Here is an 18,040-nt window from a genome sequence, read left to right on the forward strand (position 1 = left end):
AGCTCGGCCCATCGCCATGCGTCGTGGAAGGTGCCCTTCCTAACCACTCACACGACGACGACCGTGTGCGGGCCGCGCATGACCTCGATCGAGTAGTACGTCGGACGCAGCCGCGGCGCCCCGCCCTCCCGGACCACCTCGAAGAAGCGCAGCTCGCCACGACGGTGCACGAGGTCGAGATGGTCGAACACGGTCACCACGACGAACTTGCCGTCCGCGTCGAAGGCGACACCCTCGGGCCGCAGACCGTCGAACAGTTCCTCGCCCACGGTCTCCAGCCGGCCGTCCGCCGGGTCGAAGGTGAGCAGGCTCAGCGAGCACTGCCGGTCGAGCCGCGGATCGCCCCAGGCGAGATGGCTCCTCCGCAGGTTCGAGGTGACCACGAGGCGGCCGTCGCGGCTGACAGCCAGACCGCCAGGATTCCGGCCCACGGCCGCTTCGCCGATCTTCTCGCCGGCCCCGGTGTCCGGGTCGATGCGCAGGAGCGACAGGCGCCCCTCCCCCGGTTCGCCCTCCGCGGCCTCGGCCTTGCTGCCCCACAGCACGTCCGTGGTGAGGAAGTGACGCCCGTCCGGGGTGAACCGGCCCGTGAACGGGAACCTCCCGGTCCTGATCGGCGGCCCGACCGGCTCGATCCACAGCTCGGGCACCCGGTGCGCGGCATACAGCCGCACCTCGTCCCGCCAGGGAAAGCACGCTGCGAACAGCTCGCCGTTCGGATGCCACTCCACGTAGGACGGCACCATCGGCTCGCCGTCCTCGCTGGGCGGCACCAGCACGGAGGCGTCGCCGAAGCCGCCCGGGCCGACGGGGATCAGCCGCAGCGACGGATGGGGGTCCGGGCCGAGGATCGCGAAGACGTCCCCGCACGCGATCGCGAGCAGCCCGCCGCGCGGGTGCAGCGACACGGCCTGCGGCATGTGCCCGGCCGGGTAGGCGAACAGCAGCTGCGGCTTCGCCGCGTCCCTGATGTCGTACGCCCGGACCGTGCTGCCCGCGTCGAGGTCGGTCAGCAGGTGCGCGTCCGGGCCGCGCTGGCCGAGGGTCTCCACGACGTACGCGTGCGCGCCCTCCGCGTCGACCGCGAGCACGCTCGGCGGTGGCGTCACCGAGTTCGACGCGGCGATCGTGCCCATCGTCGGCGGTGTGCCGTCGAAGGCCAGGGGCAGTGCGATGACGGTGAGCGTGTCCTCCTGCCCCGCCTCGCGCGGACCGAGATGCGCCTGCATCGGTGCGGACGGCACCGCGTCGGCGTCGCTGACCACCACGATGCGGCGTCCCTGGAACAGGCCGGCCGCGGGCGGACCCTGCAGCGGCTGGACACCCGTGGACGTGCTCATGTGCGGCTCCTTCGGCGACGGCGGCCGAGGGCGGAGACTGCGGGCGCACCGCGTCCGGGTAAGGCCGGGCAGTCTGCGCACTCACGGCTCAGGCTATGCCCGCACGCTGCGCGCGGACCGGCGATCGAGGATCTGACGGTCCTGGGCCGCCCCACCGGCCTCTCCCGTCACACGTCGCGCCGGGTAACGACGGTCCCGCCCTGCGGGCCCGGCTGCCGGAGACGGCCCGCGCCGAGCTGGCCGGTCTGCGGATCGCCGTGATCCACGAGACCGGCCCGGCGGTCGGCCGCGAACGGCGCTGCGCCATCCTGTTCCCCGACAGCGACGTGCTGTTCTTCGGCCACTCGCACATCCCGTGGGACACCACCGCCCCGTCCGGGCTGCGCCTGCTCAATCCGGGATCGCCGACCGACCGCCGCCGTCAGCCGTACGCCACGTTCCTCACCGCGGAGATCAAAGGCGGCGGGCTCTCTGCTGTCGAAGTACACCGCGTCGGCGGCTAGGCGGCGACTCACCGAAACCGGTGTTCCGCCGCTGCAGCGATCAGGGCCTTCGTCGCGCGAGTTCGTGGTTCGGCGCACATGGCGGCCCTGCCCCGGAAGTGTCTCTCCAGCGCATTTGCTCTGCACCCATTCGCTTGCTCTGCACCCACATACGCAACGGGAGCGGGTGCCTGTTGCGCCGATGGGTGCAGAGCAAGGCTTTGGGTGCAGAGCAAATGCGTTCGGGGGTATGCCATGAGGTGGCGGCACGCAGCGAGTCGTGATCGAACGGCCGGCGGTGACCCGGCGGACCGGGCTCAGCCGGCCGAGTTGGACCAGGACCGAGTGCTCAGGACCAGCCGGTAGCCGTCGGGGTCGGCGACGGTGACACCCCACCGGTCCCAGTACGGCCCCTGCGAGACCCGGACGCCCCCGGCGGCGGCCAGGCGTGCCACCAGCGCGTCGTCGACCGGCCCGGCCAGGTAGAGCACGAGCAGGTCCTCGGGGTTGGGCGCGGGCGGGGCCGCGAGGTTCTCTCCTGCGACCAGTTCCAGGTGCCAGGACGCGCCTGACCAGCCGAGCATCAGCAGGTCGTGCTCGCCGGGGCCGCTGGCCGTCGCCCGGTAGAGGACGTGCAGGCCGAGTCCGTCCACGTAGAAGCGTTCGGCGGCCGCGAGGTCGCGGCTGGGGCGGGCCAGGCGCAGGTGCGCCCGCGGGTCGATGGTCATCGCGACTCCCGTGCGGTCGGTGGTGCCCACCAGGCTGCCTGCTCAAGCCGGCTTGAGGTCAAGGTCGCGGGAGGCCGATCCCGTGCGGCCGGATCAGTGCGGGATGGCGCGGCGGGCCCGAGGGCGGTCCAGGTCCTCGCGGTACTCCTCGATGGCCAGGGCGACCTCGGCGCAGGTGCGGGTGTGTTCGAGCCGGGGCAGGTAGTGCGCGTGCCGGGCCAGGCCGTCGAGGTCCACCGTGAAGTACATCGCCATCAGCGGGTTGACGAACAGCTCCGTGCCCTCGGTGCGGCCAGGGTGTGCACGTCGCCGAAGTCGCCGCGCACCGCCGAGGCGATCTGCGTGTTGACGATGCTGGCGGTCTGCGGCGTGACGGCGGCGGCGTGCGCGACGGCGTCGCAGTAGGCGGCGGCGTGCGCGACGGCGTCGCAGTAGGCGGCGGCGTGCGCGACGGCGTCGCAGTAGGCGGCGGCCTCGGCGCTGCCCGGCGGGATCGAGAGCGCGCCCAGGAACGCCCCGTCTCGCTGCAGCGCGGCCAGGTTCTCCAGCACGTGCGCGTGGCAGATGCCGCGGTGGGAGTCGATGCCGAAGCCGAGGCTGACCACCAGTTTCTGTGGCACGGGCAGGCCCGCGACGGCGGCGAGGCTGGCCATGTCCTCCTCGGGGGTGCCCAAGCCCGCCTCGTCGCCGCGCATGAGGATGTCGGTGCCGCCGTCGGCGAGCACGACCGCGTCGATGCCGAGCAGGTCGACGAGCTTGCGGTACGCGGCGCGCAGCGGGCGCACGCCGGTGCGTTCGAAGGCGTACACGGTCGCGTCGTGGCCCTGTGCGGCCAGCCAGCGGGCCAGGGTGACCCGGGTGCCGGCGTTGCGCAGGGCGAGCGCGAGGGGCAGTCCGGCGTACACGTCGAAGCCGCCGCCCGCGCTCGCGACCAGGACGTGTTCGGCGTCGCGCAGGCGAGCGGACAGCGGCGGTTCGAAGACGGCGGGCATGTCCGGGAACGGTAGTTCGTGGGCAGGAAGCGGGCACCTGCTTATCCGCATAGCCCCGAGCGAGCACACATCCGTCATCTAATATGAAAACGGATCATAGGGATTAAGGCGGATCAGGTGGACGCGCTCCGGACAGTCGGCGCCAAGGCGTGGGCGATCGTCGGCATCGCCCTGGCCGCGGCCGTCCTCGTGTTCCTGATCATCCTGCTCAAGCCGCTGGTCATCGCCCTGGTCGGGGCGCTGATCGTCTCGCTCGCGCTGTCCCCCGCCGTGGAGGCCCTGGCTCGCCGCGGCCTACGCCGTGGACTCTGCGCCACCCTCGGGATCCTGTTCCTGCTCACGCTGGGCGCCGTGGTGACCTTTCTGGTCGTGAAGGGCCTGGCCAGCCAGTGGACCGAGCTCAGCGCGGCGCTGGGCAAGGCGGTGCAACGGCTGCACGACACGCTCACCTCGCTGGGCGTGGTGGGCTCCAACGCGGAATCGGCCCGGGACGAGCTGAAGGAGCACAGTTCCACGCTGCTGTCCGGGATCGTGCCGGCGCTGGGCAACCTGGCCGGCACCACGGCCAGCCTCTTCATCGGCACGTTCGTCTTCCTGTTCACCACGTTCTTCATGCTCAAGGACGGGCCGTCGATGGCCCGGGCGGCCGAACCCTGGATGCCGCTGGGCCGCCCGTGGATGGATCAGGTCGGCCGGATCATCCGCGGGTACGTGGTCGGGCTGACCCTGCTCGGGGCGTTCAACGCGTCGGTGGTCGGGCTGGGCGCGCTGGTGCTGGGTGTGCCCCTGATCGCCACCCTCGTGATCATCACCTTGCTCGGCAACTACGTGCCCTACCTGGGCGCCTGGGTGGCCGGGGCGTACGCGGTGCTCATCGCGCTCGCTTCCGGCGGCGTGCAGACCGCGCTGCTCATGACGGTCGTGGTGTTCCTGGCCAACGGCACGCTGCAGACCATGCTCCAGCCGTTCGCGTACGGGGCCGCGCTGCGCATGCGCCCGCTGACGATCCTGCTGTCCACGGTCGTCGGCGGGCTGGTGGCGGGCATCCTCGGGGTCATGCTGGCCGCGCCCGCCGCCGCCATCATCCAGCACACTGCCCAGCTCATGCGCTCGCGCCGGGACGGCGGCAGCGCCGAGGGCGAGGTCGACGGCGGTGGGCCCGACGGCGACGACGGGCCCGGCGATCTCGCACGGCTGGTGGCCGACACGCCCGAATGAGACGTGCCGCGCCTCGTGCGAGATCGCCGGGGACCGGTCAGTAGGTGAGGCCGTAGCCGTACGCGAACAGGGGTGTCTTCTCGTCGCCGGTGTTGACGGGTTCCTGGGCCGCGGTCGCGGGCCAGGACATGGGCAGCTTGCCGGTCGGCGCGTACGCCCCGAACAGGACGTCGGCGACGCCCGCGCCCTCGGTGCCGGGCAGCCAGGCGGCCATCAGCCCCTGCACCTGCGGCAGTTGTGCGGAGACGTCGACGGGACGGCCGGAGACCAGCACCACCACGACCGGCACGCCCGCCTTGCGCAGGGTCGCGAGGGTGTCCAGGTCGACCTTGTCGAGCTTGACCCCGTCCGGGCGGTCGCCCTCGTACTCGGCGTACGGCGTCTCGCCGAGCACGGCGATCGCCACGTCGTAGCCGCGGTTCACCCCGGAGCCGTCGGCGCTGTAGGTCACCGTGCCGCCGGGCTCGACGGCCTCCTTGATGCCCTGCAGGATGGTGGTGCCCTCGGTGATCGGGCCCGACTTGCCCTGCCAGGTCAGCGTCCAGCCGCCGGACTGGTTGCCGATGTCGTCGGCGTTGCGCCCGGCCACGAAGACCTTGCCCGTCTTCGGCTTCAGGGGCAGCACGCCGCCGGCGTTCTTCAGCAGCACCTGCGACTGGCGTACGGCCTGGCGGGCCAGTTCCCGGTGCGCGGCGGACCCGACCTGGTCGAACTGCGAGCGGTCGGCCAACGGGCGCTCGAACATGCCGAGCTCGAACTTCTTGGTCAGGATGCGCCGGTTGGCGTCGTCGATCCGGCTCGTCGGCACGGTGCCGGCGTTGACCTCGTCGCGCAGCACGCTGATGAACTCGCGCCAGCGCTCGGGCACCATCACCATGTCGATGCCCGCGTTGATCGCGGTGCTGACCTCGGCGGGGGTGAACGCGTCCCGGACGCCGTCGATCTGGTCGATCGCGTTCCAGTCGGAGACCACGAAGCCGGTGAAGCCGAGTTCGCCCTTGAGCACGTCGGTGAGCAGATACCGGTGGCCGTGCAGCTTCTCGCCGTTGAACGAGCTGAACGAGACCATCACCGAGCCGACGCCCGCCTTGACGGCCGCCTGGAACGGCGGCAGGTGGACCTTGCGCAGCTCCTCCTCGGAGATCTGCGCGTCGCCCTGGTCCTTGCCGCCGAGGGTGCCGCCGTCGCCGACGTAGTGCTTGGCGGTGGCCAGCACCGAGTTCGGGCCGCCCAGCTTCTCGCCCTGCAGCCCGGTCACGATCGTGGTCATCGAGGAGGCGATCTCCGGGTCCTCGCCGAAGGACTCGTAGGTGCGGCCCCAGCGGGCGTCGCGGGCCACGCACAGGCACGGGGCGAAGTCCCAGTCCAGGCCGGTCGCGACGACCTCGGTGGCGACCGCCTCACCGATCTTGCGGACCAGCTGCGGGTCGCGGGTCGCCCCCAGGCCGATGTTGTGCGGGAAGATCGTCGCTCCGCTGACGTTGTTGTGCCCGTGCACGGCGTCCACGCCGTAGATCATCGGGATGCGCAGCCGGGTGGCCAGGGCCTCGGTCTGGAAGCCGTCGTACATGTCGGCCCAGCCCTGCGGGGTGTTGTCGGTCGGCACCGAACCGCCGCCGGACAGCAGCGAGCCCAGGGCGTACGTGGTGACGTCGCCCGTGGTCACCTCGCGGCGCTCGGCCTGCGTCATCTGGCCGATCTTCTCGTCGAGGGTCATCCGGCCCAGCAGGTCGTCGACCCGCTCGGCCACCGGGCGCGACGCGTCGAGATAGGGCGCGTCGGGGTCGTATGCGCCGTCGTCGGCGTCGCGGGTCAGCCAGTAGACGGCGGCCGCGGCGGCCAGCAGGAGCACGAGGCCCGCGGCGAGCAGCCGGCCACGGCGGCGGCGGGACGGCGGCGGCGGGGGCGCGGCCGGCGGAGCGATGACGGTCGTGGTCATGATGCCTTCCTGGGGCGTCGCGACATGGGTGGCCGTGCTGCCGCGAGTGCCCTCATCGCCACGACGGCGTCCGTCAGCCAACACCTGTCACCTTCCGGTGTCAATGGATCGCTGGAACATAATGCTGCGTGCATGAAACAGAACCTGTAACAAGTCGCGAGCGTCGTCCGTTGTCGGTGCCGCAGCCGCGAGACATGTCCGCATAGGAGTACGTGACGGGCCGCGCCGCGGGAGGCTTCGTGGGCGGAGAAATCGCATCGACAGGCGCCGGCCCCGACACCGGGGACTCGGAGCACCGGTGTACGCATGAACGGCCTTGCGCGAGCTGTCGAGGCATACCCACAGCTCGCGCAAGGTCTTCGTGACATCGAGCGCTAGAACGCGCCCGCCTTGACGGAGATGGCCATGCGGCGGCCCGCGTACTCCGAGACGGTCCACAGTTCGTCGGTGCTGCTGCGGTAGGTGAAGTCCTCGGTGCCGACGGGCAGGGTGTCGTAGTGCATGACGACACCGCCGCCCGGGGTCCAGGTGCCCAGGTCGCCGTCGTTGCCGTCGCCGTCGCTGGTCGACAGGAAGTACTTGCCGTTGAGGCTCAGCGCGCCCTGCATCGAGGTCACGTCCACCCGGTAGGCCCAGCTCGCGGTCGCGTCGGTGGTGGAGCCGGTGTCGTGGACCAGCTCGCGGTCGGTGTAGTCGACGCCCCAGCGAACCAGGCGGGTCCCCGTGCCCGGGTTGCCGTACTCCCCCACCAGGAAGCTGTCCGGTGCGGTGGTGCGGTCCAACGAGATGAACGAGAAGCGCAGGGCCCCCGTGCCGACCTGGTCGTAGGCCAGCGACTGCGGCAGCACGTACTTGTAGCCGAAGGCCTGGTAGCTGCCGTCCGACTGGCGGCCGCACGCCGTCGACACCGTGCTGGACACCTGCCACAGGTGGTTCAGGTCGAAGACGCGCAGGCCGTTGCTGGTGTCGACGACGTAGAGGTGGTGGCCGTACCAGGCGATGCCGCCCGCGTGGATGTTGACGGGGCGGTAGCTGTGCACGCCGCCCGAGGTGTACGGCTCGACGAGCAGCACGTGGCGGTAGACCGGGGCGAGCGGGTCGGTGCGGTTGACGAAGCTGACGCGTACGCCCTTCTGGCCGTCGACGCCGGTGGAGTACCAGGACACGAGCACGGCCTTGCGGTCCTCGTACACCCCCGCGTCGAGCGCGTCGGAGCTGGTGGTGATGCCCTGCGGGATCCACTCGGCGGTGTTGTCGTCGCCGCTTTCGAAGTGGAATCCGGCGGCGAAGTTGGTGACCAGGCCCGCGCCCTCGCCCGCGGTGATGCGCGTGGCGGCGCGGTTGCCGTCGTCGAGGACGTGCTGGACGCTGACGTTGGGCAGCGCCGCGTCCAGCCCGGCGATCGCCGTGGCGTAGGAGCCGGCACGGCGGCGCAGCTTGAACGCGGTCCGGTCGATCGAGGCGGGGGCGGCCGCGGCCGGGCCCGCGCCGATCAGGGCGCCGGCCGCGCCGGCGGCGGGGATGGCGATCAGTCCGGTCAGGAGGGATCTGCGGTGAATCGACATCAGACCACCCTAGAGGAAGTGAAGGGAACCTTCACCACATAGACTTGGGTGAAGGTTCCCTTCGAATCGTCAGTGGCAGGTGCCGGTGCCGCTGTCGTTGTAGGTCTTGCCCGCCTGGGGGACGAACTGCCAGTCGTAGCTGTTGGCGTGGAGGGTGAACTTCAGGACGCCCCAGGTGTCGCTGTTGCGGGCCTGGCTGTTGGGCTGGATGGTGCCGAAGCCGTAGAAGCCCGCGCCGCCCATGCCCGCCACGAACGAGCGGATGCCGCGCGAGCTGTCGGCGGTGCCGCTGGGGTTCGTCGGTGCGAAGCGCTCGTACTGGTGGTTGTGGCCCCAGACGACGACGTCGGCGTTGTAGTCGTACAGCGCCTGGTAGAGCGGCCGGGTCGAGGTGGACGGGGCGTGGTTGGCGCCCGAGGTGAACAGCGGGTGGTGCCAGTACGCGATGGTGCACGGCTTGCTGCTGGCGGCCAGGTCGTTGCGCAGCCACGTCTCCTGGGCCGAGCCCGCCGACATGCTGATGTTCGAGTTCAGCGACACGACGTGCCAGTTGCCCAGGTCGTACGAGTAGTAGCCCTGGCCCGACGGGCCGGCGACCGAGCCGAAGTAGTTGTAGTAGCCGGTCGCGCCCGAGGTGTTGTAGTCGTGGTTGCCGGGCGCGGGGCGGGTGCGCGCCTTGTGGCGGCCCCAGGTCGGGTTGTAGTAGCTGTTGAACTCCGACGCGGTGCCGTTGGTGTAGACGTTGTCGCCGGTGGTGAAGACAGTGCCGGAGATCCCGTCGAGCAGCGCCGCGGTGGCGGTGTCGCCCGAGCCGGAGTCGGCGATGTCACCCGCGCCGACCAGCACCGGGTCACCCGACGGCGGCGGGGTGGACGGGCTCGGCGACGGGATGGACGGGCTCGGCGACGGCGTGGTGCCGGTGGTGACCACCAGCTGCGGCGAGTCCGCGCCGGTCTCGCGCGTGTCGTAGTAGGCGCCGTCGCTGCTGGTCGAGCTCGCGCCGATGCTGAACGTGCCGTTGCCGGTGACGTACGAGGTCACGTCGACCTCGTACCACCCGTTGGCGACGACGGAGCCGAGGCTGCCCAGCGACACCCCGTCGAGGGCGGGCTTGTTGTTCCACGTCGTGCCGGTCTCCGACCACGACGTGTTCGACATCGCGCGGAACGTGCCGCCGGCGGCGCTGCCGTCGTTGCCGCTGATGTGGCGCAGCCGCAGCTTCGCGCTGGTCACGGTGCCGCTGACACCGCTGACCGTGAAGCGCAGGAACATCTGGCGCTGCGGCGAGCTGTCGACGGTGATCTGCACCGAGGTGCCGTAGTTGGTCGACGCCGTGTCGGCTTGCACGTACGTGTCGGCGACCGGGGTGAACGTGGTCGTCGCGGCGGCGGCGGTCTGCGCCGACACCGTCAGCACGGTCGCGACCGTGGCGGCCGTCAGCACGAACGCCGTGCCGGCCGTCAAAGCCAAGCGGCCCTTGCGGATTCCCATGACTCGAGCCCTTCTGGGGGTGTACGGCCGCACGGTCGGCGCGGCCGTGCGAGGAATGTAGGGAGTCCTGGAAACAGCGGGCACACGTTCGGGTGAACGACATGGGTGAGTCGGATGAGCGTCCACAGCCGACCGGCCGCTGTGACACCGTCTGTTCATCGGAAGCACGCCCCGTGGTGGTGTGCGCGAGGGCCCTGCGTACCGCGAGCGGCTCAGGATGTGCCCGACGCGGGGTGCCCGCGGCGTGCCGCGACCGCGGTGGCCGCCGGACGGTCCGGGTCGACCCATCTGCACCGTCGTCGCGGGCGCTTTGCCGCGGGAGGAGCGTCACCGCGTGTACCTGTCCACCGTCACCAGTCCGACCGCCACACCCCCGGCGGAACGATCCGGACGACGCCGGTTCACCAAGGTCAGCGCGAACGTCTTCGCGCTGGGCACGGTCAGCCTGATCACCGACGTGTCGTCCGAGATGGTCACCGCTGTGCTGCCCCTGTACCTGGTGCTGGGGCTGCAGCTCAGCCCGTTGGCATACGGCATGATCGACGGCGTCTACACCGGAGCGACCGCGCTGCTGCGGCTCGTCGGCGGGTACGTCGCCGACCGCACCCGCCGCCGCAAGGCCGTGGCGGGCCTCGGTTACGGCCTGTCCGCGGTGGCGAAGCTCGCGCTGCTGGCCGCGGGCCGTTCGGTGCCCGCGATCGGGCTGGTCATCGCCGCCGACCGCACCGGCAAGGGCCTGCGGGCCGCGCCCCGGGACGCCATGATCACGCTGTCCACCCCGCCGGAGTCGCTGGGCCGGGCGTTCGGCGTGCACCGCGCCATGGACAGCGTCGGCGCGTTCCTCGGCCCGCTGGTCGCGCTCGGCGTGCTGGCGCTGGCCGCGAACTCGTTCGACGCCGTGTTCGTGGTCAGCTTCTGCGTCGCCGCGCTGGGCGTGATGGTGCTGGTGCTGTTCGTCCGCGACCGCCGCGAGGCGGTGCCCGCCACGGCGAAGGTGTCCCTGCGCGAGGCCGCGGCGCTGCTGCGCGACGCCCCGGTGCGCCGCCTCGTGCTGGCCGCCTGCCTGCTGGGCCTGGCCACCATCGGCGACGGCTTCGTCTACCTGCTGCTGCAGCGCCGCGAGGAGCTGAGCACCGTCTGGTTCCCGCTGCTGGCCGCCGGGACCAGCCTCGGCTACCTGCTGCTGGCCGCGCCGCTCGGCGTGCTCGCCGACCGGATCGGCCGCCTGCCCGTGATGCTCGGCGGCTATGTCGCGCTGACGGCCGCGTACCTGCTGCTGTTCGGGCCGCTGGGCGGCTCGCCGCTGCTGGTGGTGACCCTCGGGCTGTACGGGCTGTTCTACGCCGCGACCGACGGGATCCTGATGGCGCTGGCCGGGCCCGTGCTGCCGGACCGGCTGCGCACCACCGGCATCGCATTGATCCAGACCGGCCAGGCGCTGGCCTACCTGGTCTCCTCGGTCCTGTTCGGCCTCGCCTGGCAGACCTGGGGACCGGCCACCGCCTCCCGGGTCGCCGCGCTCGCCGTCGTCGTCGCCGTCGCGGCGACCCTGCTGCTGCTCCGGACCCCACGCGGCGTGGCGGACGCCGGCGGTCCGGCCGGCTCCCGCCCGCTGCCCGAACCGGACGACCCGACCGACCCGCCGCAGGCAGCGACGAGCACCGCCCGCACGAACCAGAATGCCGAGGTCGAACGATGACCGCACTGTCCACCCGCGCCCGCGTCGCCATCGCCGCCGCCGTCACCGTGCTGCTGGCCGCCGTCGCCGTCGGCTACATCCAGCTGGCCAGGGGCGAGGCGGCCTCGGCCGACACCGTGCCGTCCACGGAGATCACCTTGGACCCGGGCCCGCGCCTGCTGGTCGTCGCCGACCGCCGCGCGGCCACGGTCTCGCTTGCCGATCCGTCCGGCCCGCGGCTGGTGTCCGGCCTGGAGTGCGTACGCGTCTACGCCGCCGCCGGCACCGGCGTGTGCATCCACCCCGACACCGCCTGGTCCTACCAGCTGACGGTGCTGGACCGGCAGCTGCGCGCGACGCGCACGTTCGCCGTGCCCGGCCTGCCCAACCGCGCTCGGGTGTCGGCCAGCGGCCGGATGGTCGCCTGGACCACGTTCGTCGGCGGCGACTCCTACAGCACCGGCGGCTTCTCCACCCGCACCGGCATCCTGGACACCCGCACCGGCACGATGGTCGGCACGCTGGAGGACTTCGCGGTCATCCGCGAGGGCCGGCCCTACCGCAACGTCGACATGAACTTCTGGGGCGTCACCTTCACCGCCGACGACAACGCGTTCTACGCCACCGTGGCGACCGGGGGCAAGCGCTACCTGGTCCACGGCGACTTCGCGGCGCGCACGCTGCGCACGCTCACCGACAACGTCGAGTGCCCGTCGCTGTCACCCGACGGCACCCGGATCGCGTTCAAGCAGGCGATCGAGGGCGACCCGCAGCGGGGCTGGCGGCTGTCCGTGCTCGACCTGTCCACCATGGCGGTGACGAACCTGGCCGAGACGCAGAGCGTCGACGATCAGGCCGCCTGGCTCGACGAGCGCACCGTGGCGTACACCCTGCGCGCCCCCGACGGCGCCCCGTCGATCTGGTCCGTGCCCGCCGACGGCACCGGCACCCCGACGAAACTCCTGGACGGAGCCGAATCCCCCGCCGCCCTCGGCTGACCGTCCCGGCGGTTGCGCCGCAAGATCGCTGTTTCGTGACAGGAACCGGGCTTCCCTCTCAGCTCTGGACACGAAACTGCGATCTTGGCTGGTTCCCGGTCAGCGCCACCACGGGCGGCGGCGCTGGTCGGCCAGGGCGTGCGCCGGGGCGACCAGGTCGGCCAGGTGCAGTTCCAGGTGGCGCAGGTGCTCGCCGACCCAGCGGCGGCGCAGCCGGTGCAGGGGCGTGCCGTCCCCGCCGGCACCGAGGACCTCGTCGTCGGGCGGGCTCGGCGGCGCGAGCAGCGGCGGCATCGGCCCGGTCGGCTCGCCGATCTGCTCGGCGAGGCCCGCGTAGAAAGCGGCGAGCGCGTCGGCGTGGCGCAGCAGCGCGTCGCAGCGCGGGTCCGGGGCGGCGTCGCGCGGGGTCAGGTCGTCGAGCGCGCTCGCCGTCTGGCGCAGCCGCACCCCCGAGATGACCAGCCGCCACAGGTCCTGCCGGTCCATCCGCTTCGACCCGGGTTCGGCGAGGTAGCCGCGCAGCGCATCCTCCAGCCGGAACGCCGACGCGGCCGCGCGGACCTCCTGTTCGGGCGGCCGCGTCCGCCGCCCCAGCGCCCACGCCACCGCCTCGGTCAGGTGCACCCCGCCGACCTTGAACATCTCCGCGACGTCGTCGCGGACCAGATCACCGGCCCCGCGCGGCCAGACCAGCAGCCCGGCGACCAGGCTGACCAGGCAGCCGATGGCCACGTCCTGCAGCCGCACCAGGCCCAGTTTCCAACCGGTCGGCGCGAGGATGTTGTAGAGCACCAGGATGACCACGGTGAAGGCCGCCTGGCTCAGGATGTCCGGCAGCTTGCCCGGCCCGTACGCCACCACGGCCACCGCGACCGCCAGCGCGCCCCAGCTCGCCCACGGCGACGGGCCCAGCAACGGCAGCAGCGCCGCCCCGACCGCGACCCCGGCGGCAGTGCCGACGACCGCCTTGACGGCCTGTGTGCCCGTCGACGCGGCGCTCGTGCGCAGCACCGACAGCGCGCCCAGCAGCACCCAGAACCCGCTGCGCACCCCGCTCACCTGCACGATCACCACCGCGGCGGACAGCGCCAGCGCGCCGCGCAGCGCGTTGACGAACCACACCGAGCGCAGGCTCGCGTTGCGCAGCACGATCCCGGCGACCCCGGCCAGGGTGACCAGCCGGCGCAGCGGCGGCCGGTCCGGCCGGGACAGGCCGTACCAGCGGCGCACGCTGCTGGCGGCGGTCAGCGGATCGGCGCCCCGGGTGGCGATGAGCACGTCGGTGGTGAAGGCGCGGACGCAGTTCGCGGTGGTCTGGCCGTAGAAGGCGACCACCAGTTCCGTCGCGTCCGCGTCCGGCCGTCCCGGGCCGGTCAGCCGGGCCACGCTGTCGGCGCAGGTCTGCTCCAGGCCCTTCAGGTCGGGGTCGACCAATTCGCCGCGCAGCACCGCGGCGGCCTCCCGCAGCACCCTGGCCGACGCTTCCAACGGGGCCCGCACCGTCAGCGGCGTGTCGCGCAGGTCGCCGACCCGGTCGATGCCGTCGCTGACCAGGCCCTTGCACCATTCCAGCTGGTTGACCGCCCCGGCCATGGCCTGGTCGGCGATGACCAGCCCGCTCGGCCGGTACGGCGCGGACACGAACAGGGCCATCATGCGGTGGGTGGCATCCGCGACGGCGGCCCGCAGCTCCGGCAGCGCGGCCCGGAGTGCTCCCGCCTCCAGCAGGTCGGCCAGCCCGGTGGCCAGCGTGGCGGTGGCCTGGCGCAGCTCCGCGCCCGCCGTGCGGGGTGCCATCAGCACCACGGCCAGGCCGCCGACCCCGGTCGCGAGGACCCACCCGGCGACGCGGTCGCCGATGACGCCGACCGGGGCGGCCGCGGACGCCGCCAGCATGTACGGCAGCATCGCGGCGGCCGCGCCGGAGGCGTCGTTCGGACCGATCACGGCGGCGAAGTACGAGGTGAACGCGACGACCGCGGTGGCGATCGCGGCGGCCACCACGGCATGGCTGACCAGCGTGCCGATCACGATCAGGACCGCGCCCGCGGTGGTGAGCATGGCGTGCGCCACCGCCCGGTCCCGGCGGGTGCCGCCGAACGCCGCCAGCACCAGGCTCGCGAAACCGCCGAACGCGGTGAACGTGGCGACCTGCGGCGACTTGATCACCAGCAGCGCGAACGCGAACAGCGCCGGGACCAGCACCGCCGCCCGGATCGCCCGCAGCGCGGCGGTCGGCGACCACAGCCCACGCCACCAGTTCACGCGGCCGCCTTCCCGGCCGCGGCGCGCGGCCGGGGACCCGCTCCGTGTCCGGTGCCGGGTGCACGACACCCGGCCGGCTCGACCCGCCCGCTCACCCCCTCAGCGTCTCCCGGATCGGGTGGCGGCGCGGTCAGTTCCGCACGAGCGGGGTGACCTCCTGCGCGACGAAGGCCATGAAACCCTCCGGGTCGGGGTCGTCGGGGGTGGGCTGCAGCACCACCGTGTCCACGCCCGCTTCCGCCCAGGTGCGCACCGCCTCGGCGACCGCCTCCGCACCCCCGGCCACGCCGTGCCCGGCCATGGTGTCGTAGCCCCAGCGCACCCGTTCGGCCTCCAGCCGCGCCGCCGCATCCGGCCCGGTCGCCGCGTGCAGGTAGACGACGACCTGGTGATATTCGGTGCGCCCCGCCTTCGCCCGGCCCTCCTCGATCAGTCCCCGGCTCCGGCGCACCTGCTCGACGGTGGTGCCACCGGTGAGGATGGTGCCGTCGGCGACCTCGCCGGACAGCCGCAGCGTCCGGTCGCCGGTCGCCCCGGCCAGCAGTTCGGGACGGTACGGCGGTGGCCAGTCCAGGGCCACCCCGTCCAGCCGGACGTAGCGGCCGTGGGTGGTGACCCGCTCGCCGGACAGCAGCGCCCGCAGCGCCGTCAGGTGCTCACGCAGCAGCGCCATCGGTGACTCGGCCCGCGCGCCGACCTGGGCCATCCAGTCCTGCACGCCGTGCCCCACCCCGATCCGGGCGCGGCCGGGGAACAGCCGGTGCAGGGTCGCCAGCTCCATCGCGGTGATCGCGACGTTGCGCAGCGGCACGGGCAGCAGCCCGACCCCGACGGTGAGGCGTTCGGTCCAGGCCAGCGCCGCCACGGCCGCGGTGATGCCGCTCTCCAGGAAGCAGTCCTCCCACAGCCACAGCTCGTCCAGCCCCGCCTGGTCGGCGGCCTGTGCCACCGACCGCAGCCGCTCGGGCGGCAACTGCGGCACGAAAACCGCGCCCACTCTGGTCTCAGGTCGTGCAGTCAACTCGGTCACGCCGGAAATGATGCCGCAGCACGACCACGGGCGCGGTACGGCACCGCCGACGTCGGCCGGTCGGGCTAATCTCCGACCTGTGTCCGAAACCGACGCCCACCCCCGCCGTGCGGGCATGACCGAGGACGAGCTGCTCGCCCGCCTCCGGGCCCGGCTGCCGGAATCCCGGTCCTGGGCGGGCCCGGCCCGGCTCGCCACCCCTGCGGTGATCGCCGAGGCCGAGCAGGTCATCGGCTTTCCCGTGCCGCCGCTGCTGCGCCGGATCTACCTGGAGGTCGCCAACGGCGGCTTCGGGCCGCGGGACGACGTCCCCGGTGTCGGCGACGACGCCTGGACCAGCGAGGACATGGACATCGTCGCGATGTACGAGGAGACCAGCGGGCGGCCCGGCCACCCGCCGGGTGTGGTCCCGGTGTACGACGTCGGCTGCGCGATCATGTGGCTGGTCGACTTCCGTGACCCGTCCGGCCCGATGTGGGGCTGGGATCCGCACGGCTGCTGCCTCGACCACGCCCGCGCCCCGCAGGGGCTGACCCTGGCCGATTGGCTCGTCGAGACCCACGACGGCAGCGACGCCCGCAGCATCGAGCCGCAGTGGGTGTGCAAGCCGAAGCCCGTCTGGCCGCCCGAGCGCCGGCCCCGCCGGGTGCCGCGGGCCGACAGCACCGCACCGGCCGGACCACCCGCCGTGGCCACACCGTTGACCAGGCGAATCACCCGGCGCCAGTGGCCGCCGCCGCCCGTTCAGCCGCGCCCCGCCCCGGGCCGGGACACACGGCGCGGCGGGCACTGACCCGCACGGCTGCCACCGTTTCGGCACGATCGTGCCCGTCGGCCCGCTAGCGTGGGCAGAGGGCCGCCTGTCGCCGACCGTGCCCGATGATCGCGCCGGCTGGGCGTGGTGCGGCCCGCCGCGATTCGGACGGGGGCACCGACATGGCCACATCGACGATCGAGCAGCTGCGCGCCCGCGTGTCCGGGCAGGTGATCACGCCCGGCGACGACGGCTACGACCAGGCCCGGACCGTGCACAACGCCATGTTCGACCGGCGGCCGCGCGCGGTGGTGCGCTGCACGAGCACCGCCGACGTGCGGGCCGTGGTCGACTACGCCCGCGAGAACGGCCTGGACCTGGCGGTACGCGGCGGCGGGCACAGCGTGCCCGGTTTCGGCACGGTCGACGACGGCATCGTGGCCGACCTGTCCGGTATGCGCGCCGTCACCGTCGACCCGCACGCCCGCACGGCCCACGCCGGGGGCGGCGCGACCTGGGGCGACTTCAACGCCGCGACCGGCGAATTCGGCCTGGCCTCGACCGGCGGCATCATCTCCACCACGGGCGTCGGCGGGCTCACCCTCGGCGGCGGCATCGGCTACCTCGCCCGCGGCCTGGGGCTGTCCTGCGACAACCTGCTGTCGGCGGAGGTCGTCACCGCCGACGGCCGGGCGGTAGTGGCCAGCGAGAAGGAGCACGAGGACCTGTTCTGGGCGCTGCGCGGCGGCGGCGGCAACTTCGGGGCGGTGACCTCGTTCGAGTTCGCGCTCAGCCCGGTCGACGAGATCTACGGCGGCCCGATCTTCTTCGAGCTGGCGCACGTCCGCGACCTGCTGGCGTTCTTCCGCGACTTCATCGCCGACGCGCCCGAGCAGTACGGCGGCTTCCCGGCGTTCCAGATCGCGCCGCCGCTGCCGTTCATCCCCGCCGACCGGCACGGCGAGCCGTTCATCGCCATGGTCAACTGCTGGACCGGGTCGACGGCCGACGGGCAGCGCATCATCGACCGGATCCGCGCGGTCGCGCCGCCGGTCGCCGAGATGATCGGCCCGATGCCGTACGCCGCGCTCAACACCGCATTCGACGGCCTGGTCCCGGCGGGGCTGCAGCACTACTGGAAGGCGAGCTTCGTCAAGGAGCTGACCGACGACGCGATCGAGGCCCACCTGACGCACGGGCCGAAGGTGCCGGTGGTCAACTCGACGGTGCACATCTACCCGATCAACGGGGCCTGTCACCGGGTCGCGCCGGACGCGACCGCGTTCGCCTACCGGGACGCGAACTTCGCCGTGGTCATCGCGGGGATGTGGCCCGACCCGGCGGAGAACGAGGCCAACACGGCCTGGGTGCGCGACTACTACGCGGCCACCGCCCCGCTGTCGGAGGAGGGCGGGTACATCAACTTCATGGCCGGCGACGACCAGGAGCGGATCCGGGCCAACTACCGGGGCAACTTCGACCGGCTCGTCGAGGTCAAGCGCGCCTACGACCCGGACAACCTGTTCCACCTGAACCAGAACATTCGCCCGTGACAGGCCG

The 18,040-nt window shown here is 72.6% G+C and carries 14 protein-coding genes and 1 pseudogene; 6 read left to right on the top strand and 9 right to left on the bottom strand.

What is annotated here, in order from left to right; all coding sequences use genetic code 11:
- Positions 1–47: 47 nt before the first annotated feature.
- Entirely contained in the window at positions 48–1,340 is a 1,293-nt protein-coding gene (locus HAV39_RS01505; RefSeq protein WP_191837318.1) for a lactonase family protein, read from the bottom strand.
- 185 nt (positions 1,341–1,525) lie between these two features.
- On the opposite strand from HAV39_RS01505, the pseudogene HAV39_RS01510 reads away from it, so the two are divergent.
- A pseudogene (locus HAV39_RS01510) lies at positions 1,526–1,843 on the top strand (metallophosphoesterase family protein); the annotation flags it as partial.
- 296 nt (positions 1,844–2,139) lie between these two features.
- Here HAV39_RS01510 and HAV39_RS01515 read toward each other — a convergent pair.
- The 3 genes from HAV39_RS01515 to HAV39_RS01520 form a co-directional block, all read right to left on the bottom strand.
- Positions 2,140–2,550 (bottom strand): VOC family protein, encoded by a 411-nt coding sequence (locus tag HAV39_RS01515; RefSeq protein ID WP_191837320.1) that lies wholly within the window; start codon positions 2,548–2,550, stop codon positions 2,140–2,142.
- Between the two features lie 93 nt (positions 2,551–2,643).
- Positions 2,644–2,805: a hypothetical protein gene (locus tag HAV39_RS42470; RefSeq protein WP_203736466.1), complete on the bottom strand. Its 162-nt coding sequence runs from the start codon at positions 2,803–2,805 to the stop codon at positions 2,644–2,646.
- The gene (locus HAV39_RS01520; protein ID WP_244958730.1) at positions 2,805–3,542 is read right to left on the bottom strand and encodes a DUF1152 domain-containing protein; all 738 of its coding nucleotides are present in this window, start codon (positions 3,540–3,542) and stop codon (positions 2,805–2,807) included. The genes HAV39_RS42470 and HAV39_RS01520 overlap by 1 nt, the downstream gene beginning before the upstream one ends.
- A gap of 117 nt (positions 3,543–3,659) precedes the next feature.
- On the opposite strand from HAV39_RS01520, the gene HAV39_RS01525 reads away from it, so the two are divergent.
- Positions 3,660–4,760 carry an AI-2E family transporter gene (locus HAV39_RS01525; RefSeq protein ID WP_191837321.1) on the top strand — a complete coding sequence of 367 codons (1,101 nt, stop codon included), beginning with the start codon at positions 3,660–3,662 and terminating at the stop codon, positions 4,758–4,760.
- A gap of 37 nt (positions 4,761–4,797) precedes the next feature.
- Here HAV39_RS01525 and HAV39_RS01530 read toward each other — a convergent pair whose 3' ends face one another.
- The 3 genes from HAV39_RS01530 to HAV39_RS01540 all read right to left on the bottom strand — a co-directional run bounded on the left by HAV39_RS01530 (position 4,798) and on the right by HAV39_RS01540 (position 9,755).
- Positions 4,798–6,699, bottom strand: a complete 1,902-nt coding sequence (locus HAV39_RS01530; protein WP_191837322.1) for a glycoside hydrolase family 3 protein — start codon at positions 6,697–6,699, stop codon at positions 4,798–4,800.
- Positions 6,700–7,073: 374 nt separating this feature from the next.
- Positions 7,074–8,264: a hypothetical protein gene (locus tag HAV39_RS01535; protein ID WP_203736347.1), complete on the bottom strand. Its 1,191-nt coding sequence runs from the start codon at positions 8,262–8,264 to the stop codon at positions 7,074–7,076.
- Positions 8,265–8,333: 69 nt separating this feature from the next.
- A complete protein-coding gene (locus HAV39_RS01540; protein WP_191837323.1) occupies positions 8,334–9,755 on the bottom strand; it encodes a CBM96 family carbohydrate-binding protein in 1,422 nt (473 codons plus the stop codon).
- A 334-nt stretch (positions 9,756–10,089) separates the two neighbouring features.
- Between HAV39_RS01540 and HAV39_RS01545 the strand changes: the two genes are divergently transcribed.
- Positions 10,090–11,454: an MFS transporter gene (locus HAV39_RS01545; RefSeq protein ID WP_239120694.1), complete on the top strand. Its 1,365-nt coding sequence runs from the start codon at positions 10,090–10,092 to the stop codon at positions 11,452–11,454.
- Positions 11,451–12,431 carry a TolB family protein gene (locus HAV39_RS01550; RefSeq protein WP_191837324.1) on the top strand — a complete coding sequence of 327 codons (981 nt, stop codon included), beginning with the start codon at positions 11,451–11,453 and terminating at the stop codon, positions 12,429–12,431. Before HAV39_RS01545 ends, HAV39_RS01550 begins: the two co-directional genes overlap by 4 nt.
- Before the next feature lie 99 nt (positions 12,432–12,530).
- Here the strand turns inward: HAV39_RS01550 and HAV39_RS01555 are convergent, their stop codons facing one another.
- Positions 12,531–14,696 carry an FUSC family protein gene (locus tag HAV39_RS01555; RefSeq protein WP_191837325.1) on the bottom strand — a complete coding sequence of 722 codons (2,166 nt, stop codon included), beginning with the start codon at positions 14,694–14,696 and terminating at the stop codon, positions 12,531–12,533.
- Between the two features lie 130 nt (positions 14,697–14,826).
- Complete coding sequence (locus tag HAV39_RS01560) at positions 14,827–15,726, bottom strand: LLM class flavin-dependent oxidoreductase (RefSeq protein WP_239120695.1); 900 nt, start codon at positions 15,724–15,726, stop codon at positions 14,827–14,829.
- 79 nt (positions 15,727–15,805) lie between these two features.
- Between HAV39_RS01560 and HAV39_RS01565 the strand changes: the two genes are divergently transcribed.
- Together HAV39_RS01565 and HAV39_RS01570 are read left to right on the top strand one after the other, a co-directional pair.
- Positions 15,806–16,519 carry an SMI1/KNR4 family protein gene (locus HAV39_RS01565; protein ID WP_191837564.1) on the top strand — a complete coding sequence of 238 codons (714 nt, stop codon included), beginning with the start codon at positions 15,806–15,808 and terminating at the stop codon, positions 16,517–16,519.
- A gap of 143 nt (positions 16,520–16,662) precedes the next feature.
- Positions 16,663–18,033, top strand: a complete 1,371-nt coding sequence (locus HAV39_RS01570) for an FAD-binding oxidoreductase (protein ID WP_191837327.1) — start codon at positions 16,663–16,665, stop codon at positions 18,031–18,033.
- Positions 18,034–18,040 lie beyond the last annotated feature (7 nt).

The organism is Catellatospora chokoriensis, from assembly GCF_011297315.1.
GTDB lineage: Bacteria > Actinomycetota > Actinomycetes > Mycobacteriales > Micromonosporaceae > Catellatospora > Catellatospora citrea.

Excerpts from the sequence above, each read along its gene's own strand:
- HAV39_RS01550 (WP_191837324.1), top strand. The coding sequence starts at position 11,451 with ATGACCGCACTGTCCACCCGCGCCCGCGTCGCCATCGCCGCCGCCGTC.
- HAV39_RS01540 (WP_191837323.1), bottom strand. The coding sequence starts at position 9,755 with ATGGGAATCCGCAAGGGCCGCTTGGCTTTGACGGCCGGCACGGCGTTC.
- HAV39_RS01505 (WP_191837318.1), bottom strand. The coding sequence starts at position 1,340 with ATGAGCACGTCCACGGGTGTCCAGCCGCTGCAGGGTCCGCCCGCGGCC.
- HAV39_RS01530 (WP_191837322.1), bottom strand. The coding sequence starts at position 6,699 with ATGACCACGACCGTCATCGCTCCGCCGGCCGCGCCCCCGCCGCCGCCG.
- HAV39_RS42470 (WP_203736466.1), bottom strand. The coding sequence starts at position 2,805 with ATGGCGATGTACTTCACGGTGGACCTCGACGGCCTGGCCCGGCACGCG.
- HAV39_RS01535 (WP_203736347.1), bottom strand. The coding sequence starts at position 8,264 with ATGTCGATTCACCGCAGATCCCTCCTGACCGGACTGATCGCCATCCCC.
- HAV39_RS01570 (WP_191837327.1), top strand. The coding sequence starts at position 16,663 with ATGGCCACATCGACGATCGAGCAGCTGCGCGCCCGCGTGTCCGGGCAG.
- HAV39_RS01520 (WP_244958730.1), bottom strand. The coding sequence starts at position 3,542 with ATGCCCGCCGTCTTCGAACCGCCGCTGTCCGCTCGCCTGCGCGACGCC.
- HAV39_RS01515 (WP_191837320.1), bottom strand. The coding sequence starts at position 2,550 with ATGACCATCGACCCGCGGGCGCACCTGCGCCTGGCCCGCCCCAGCCGC.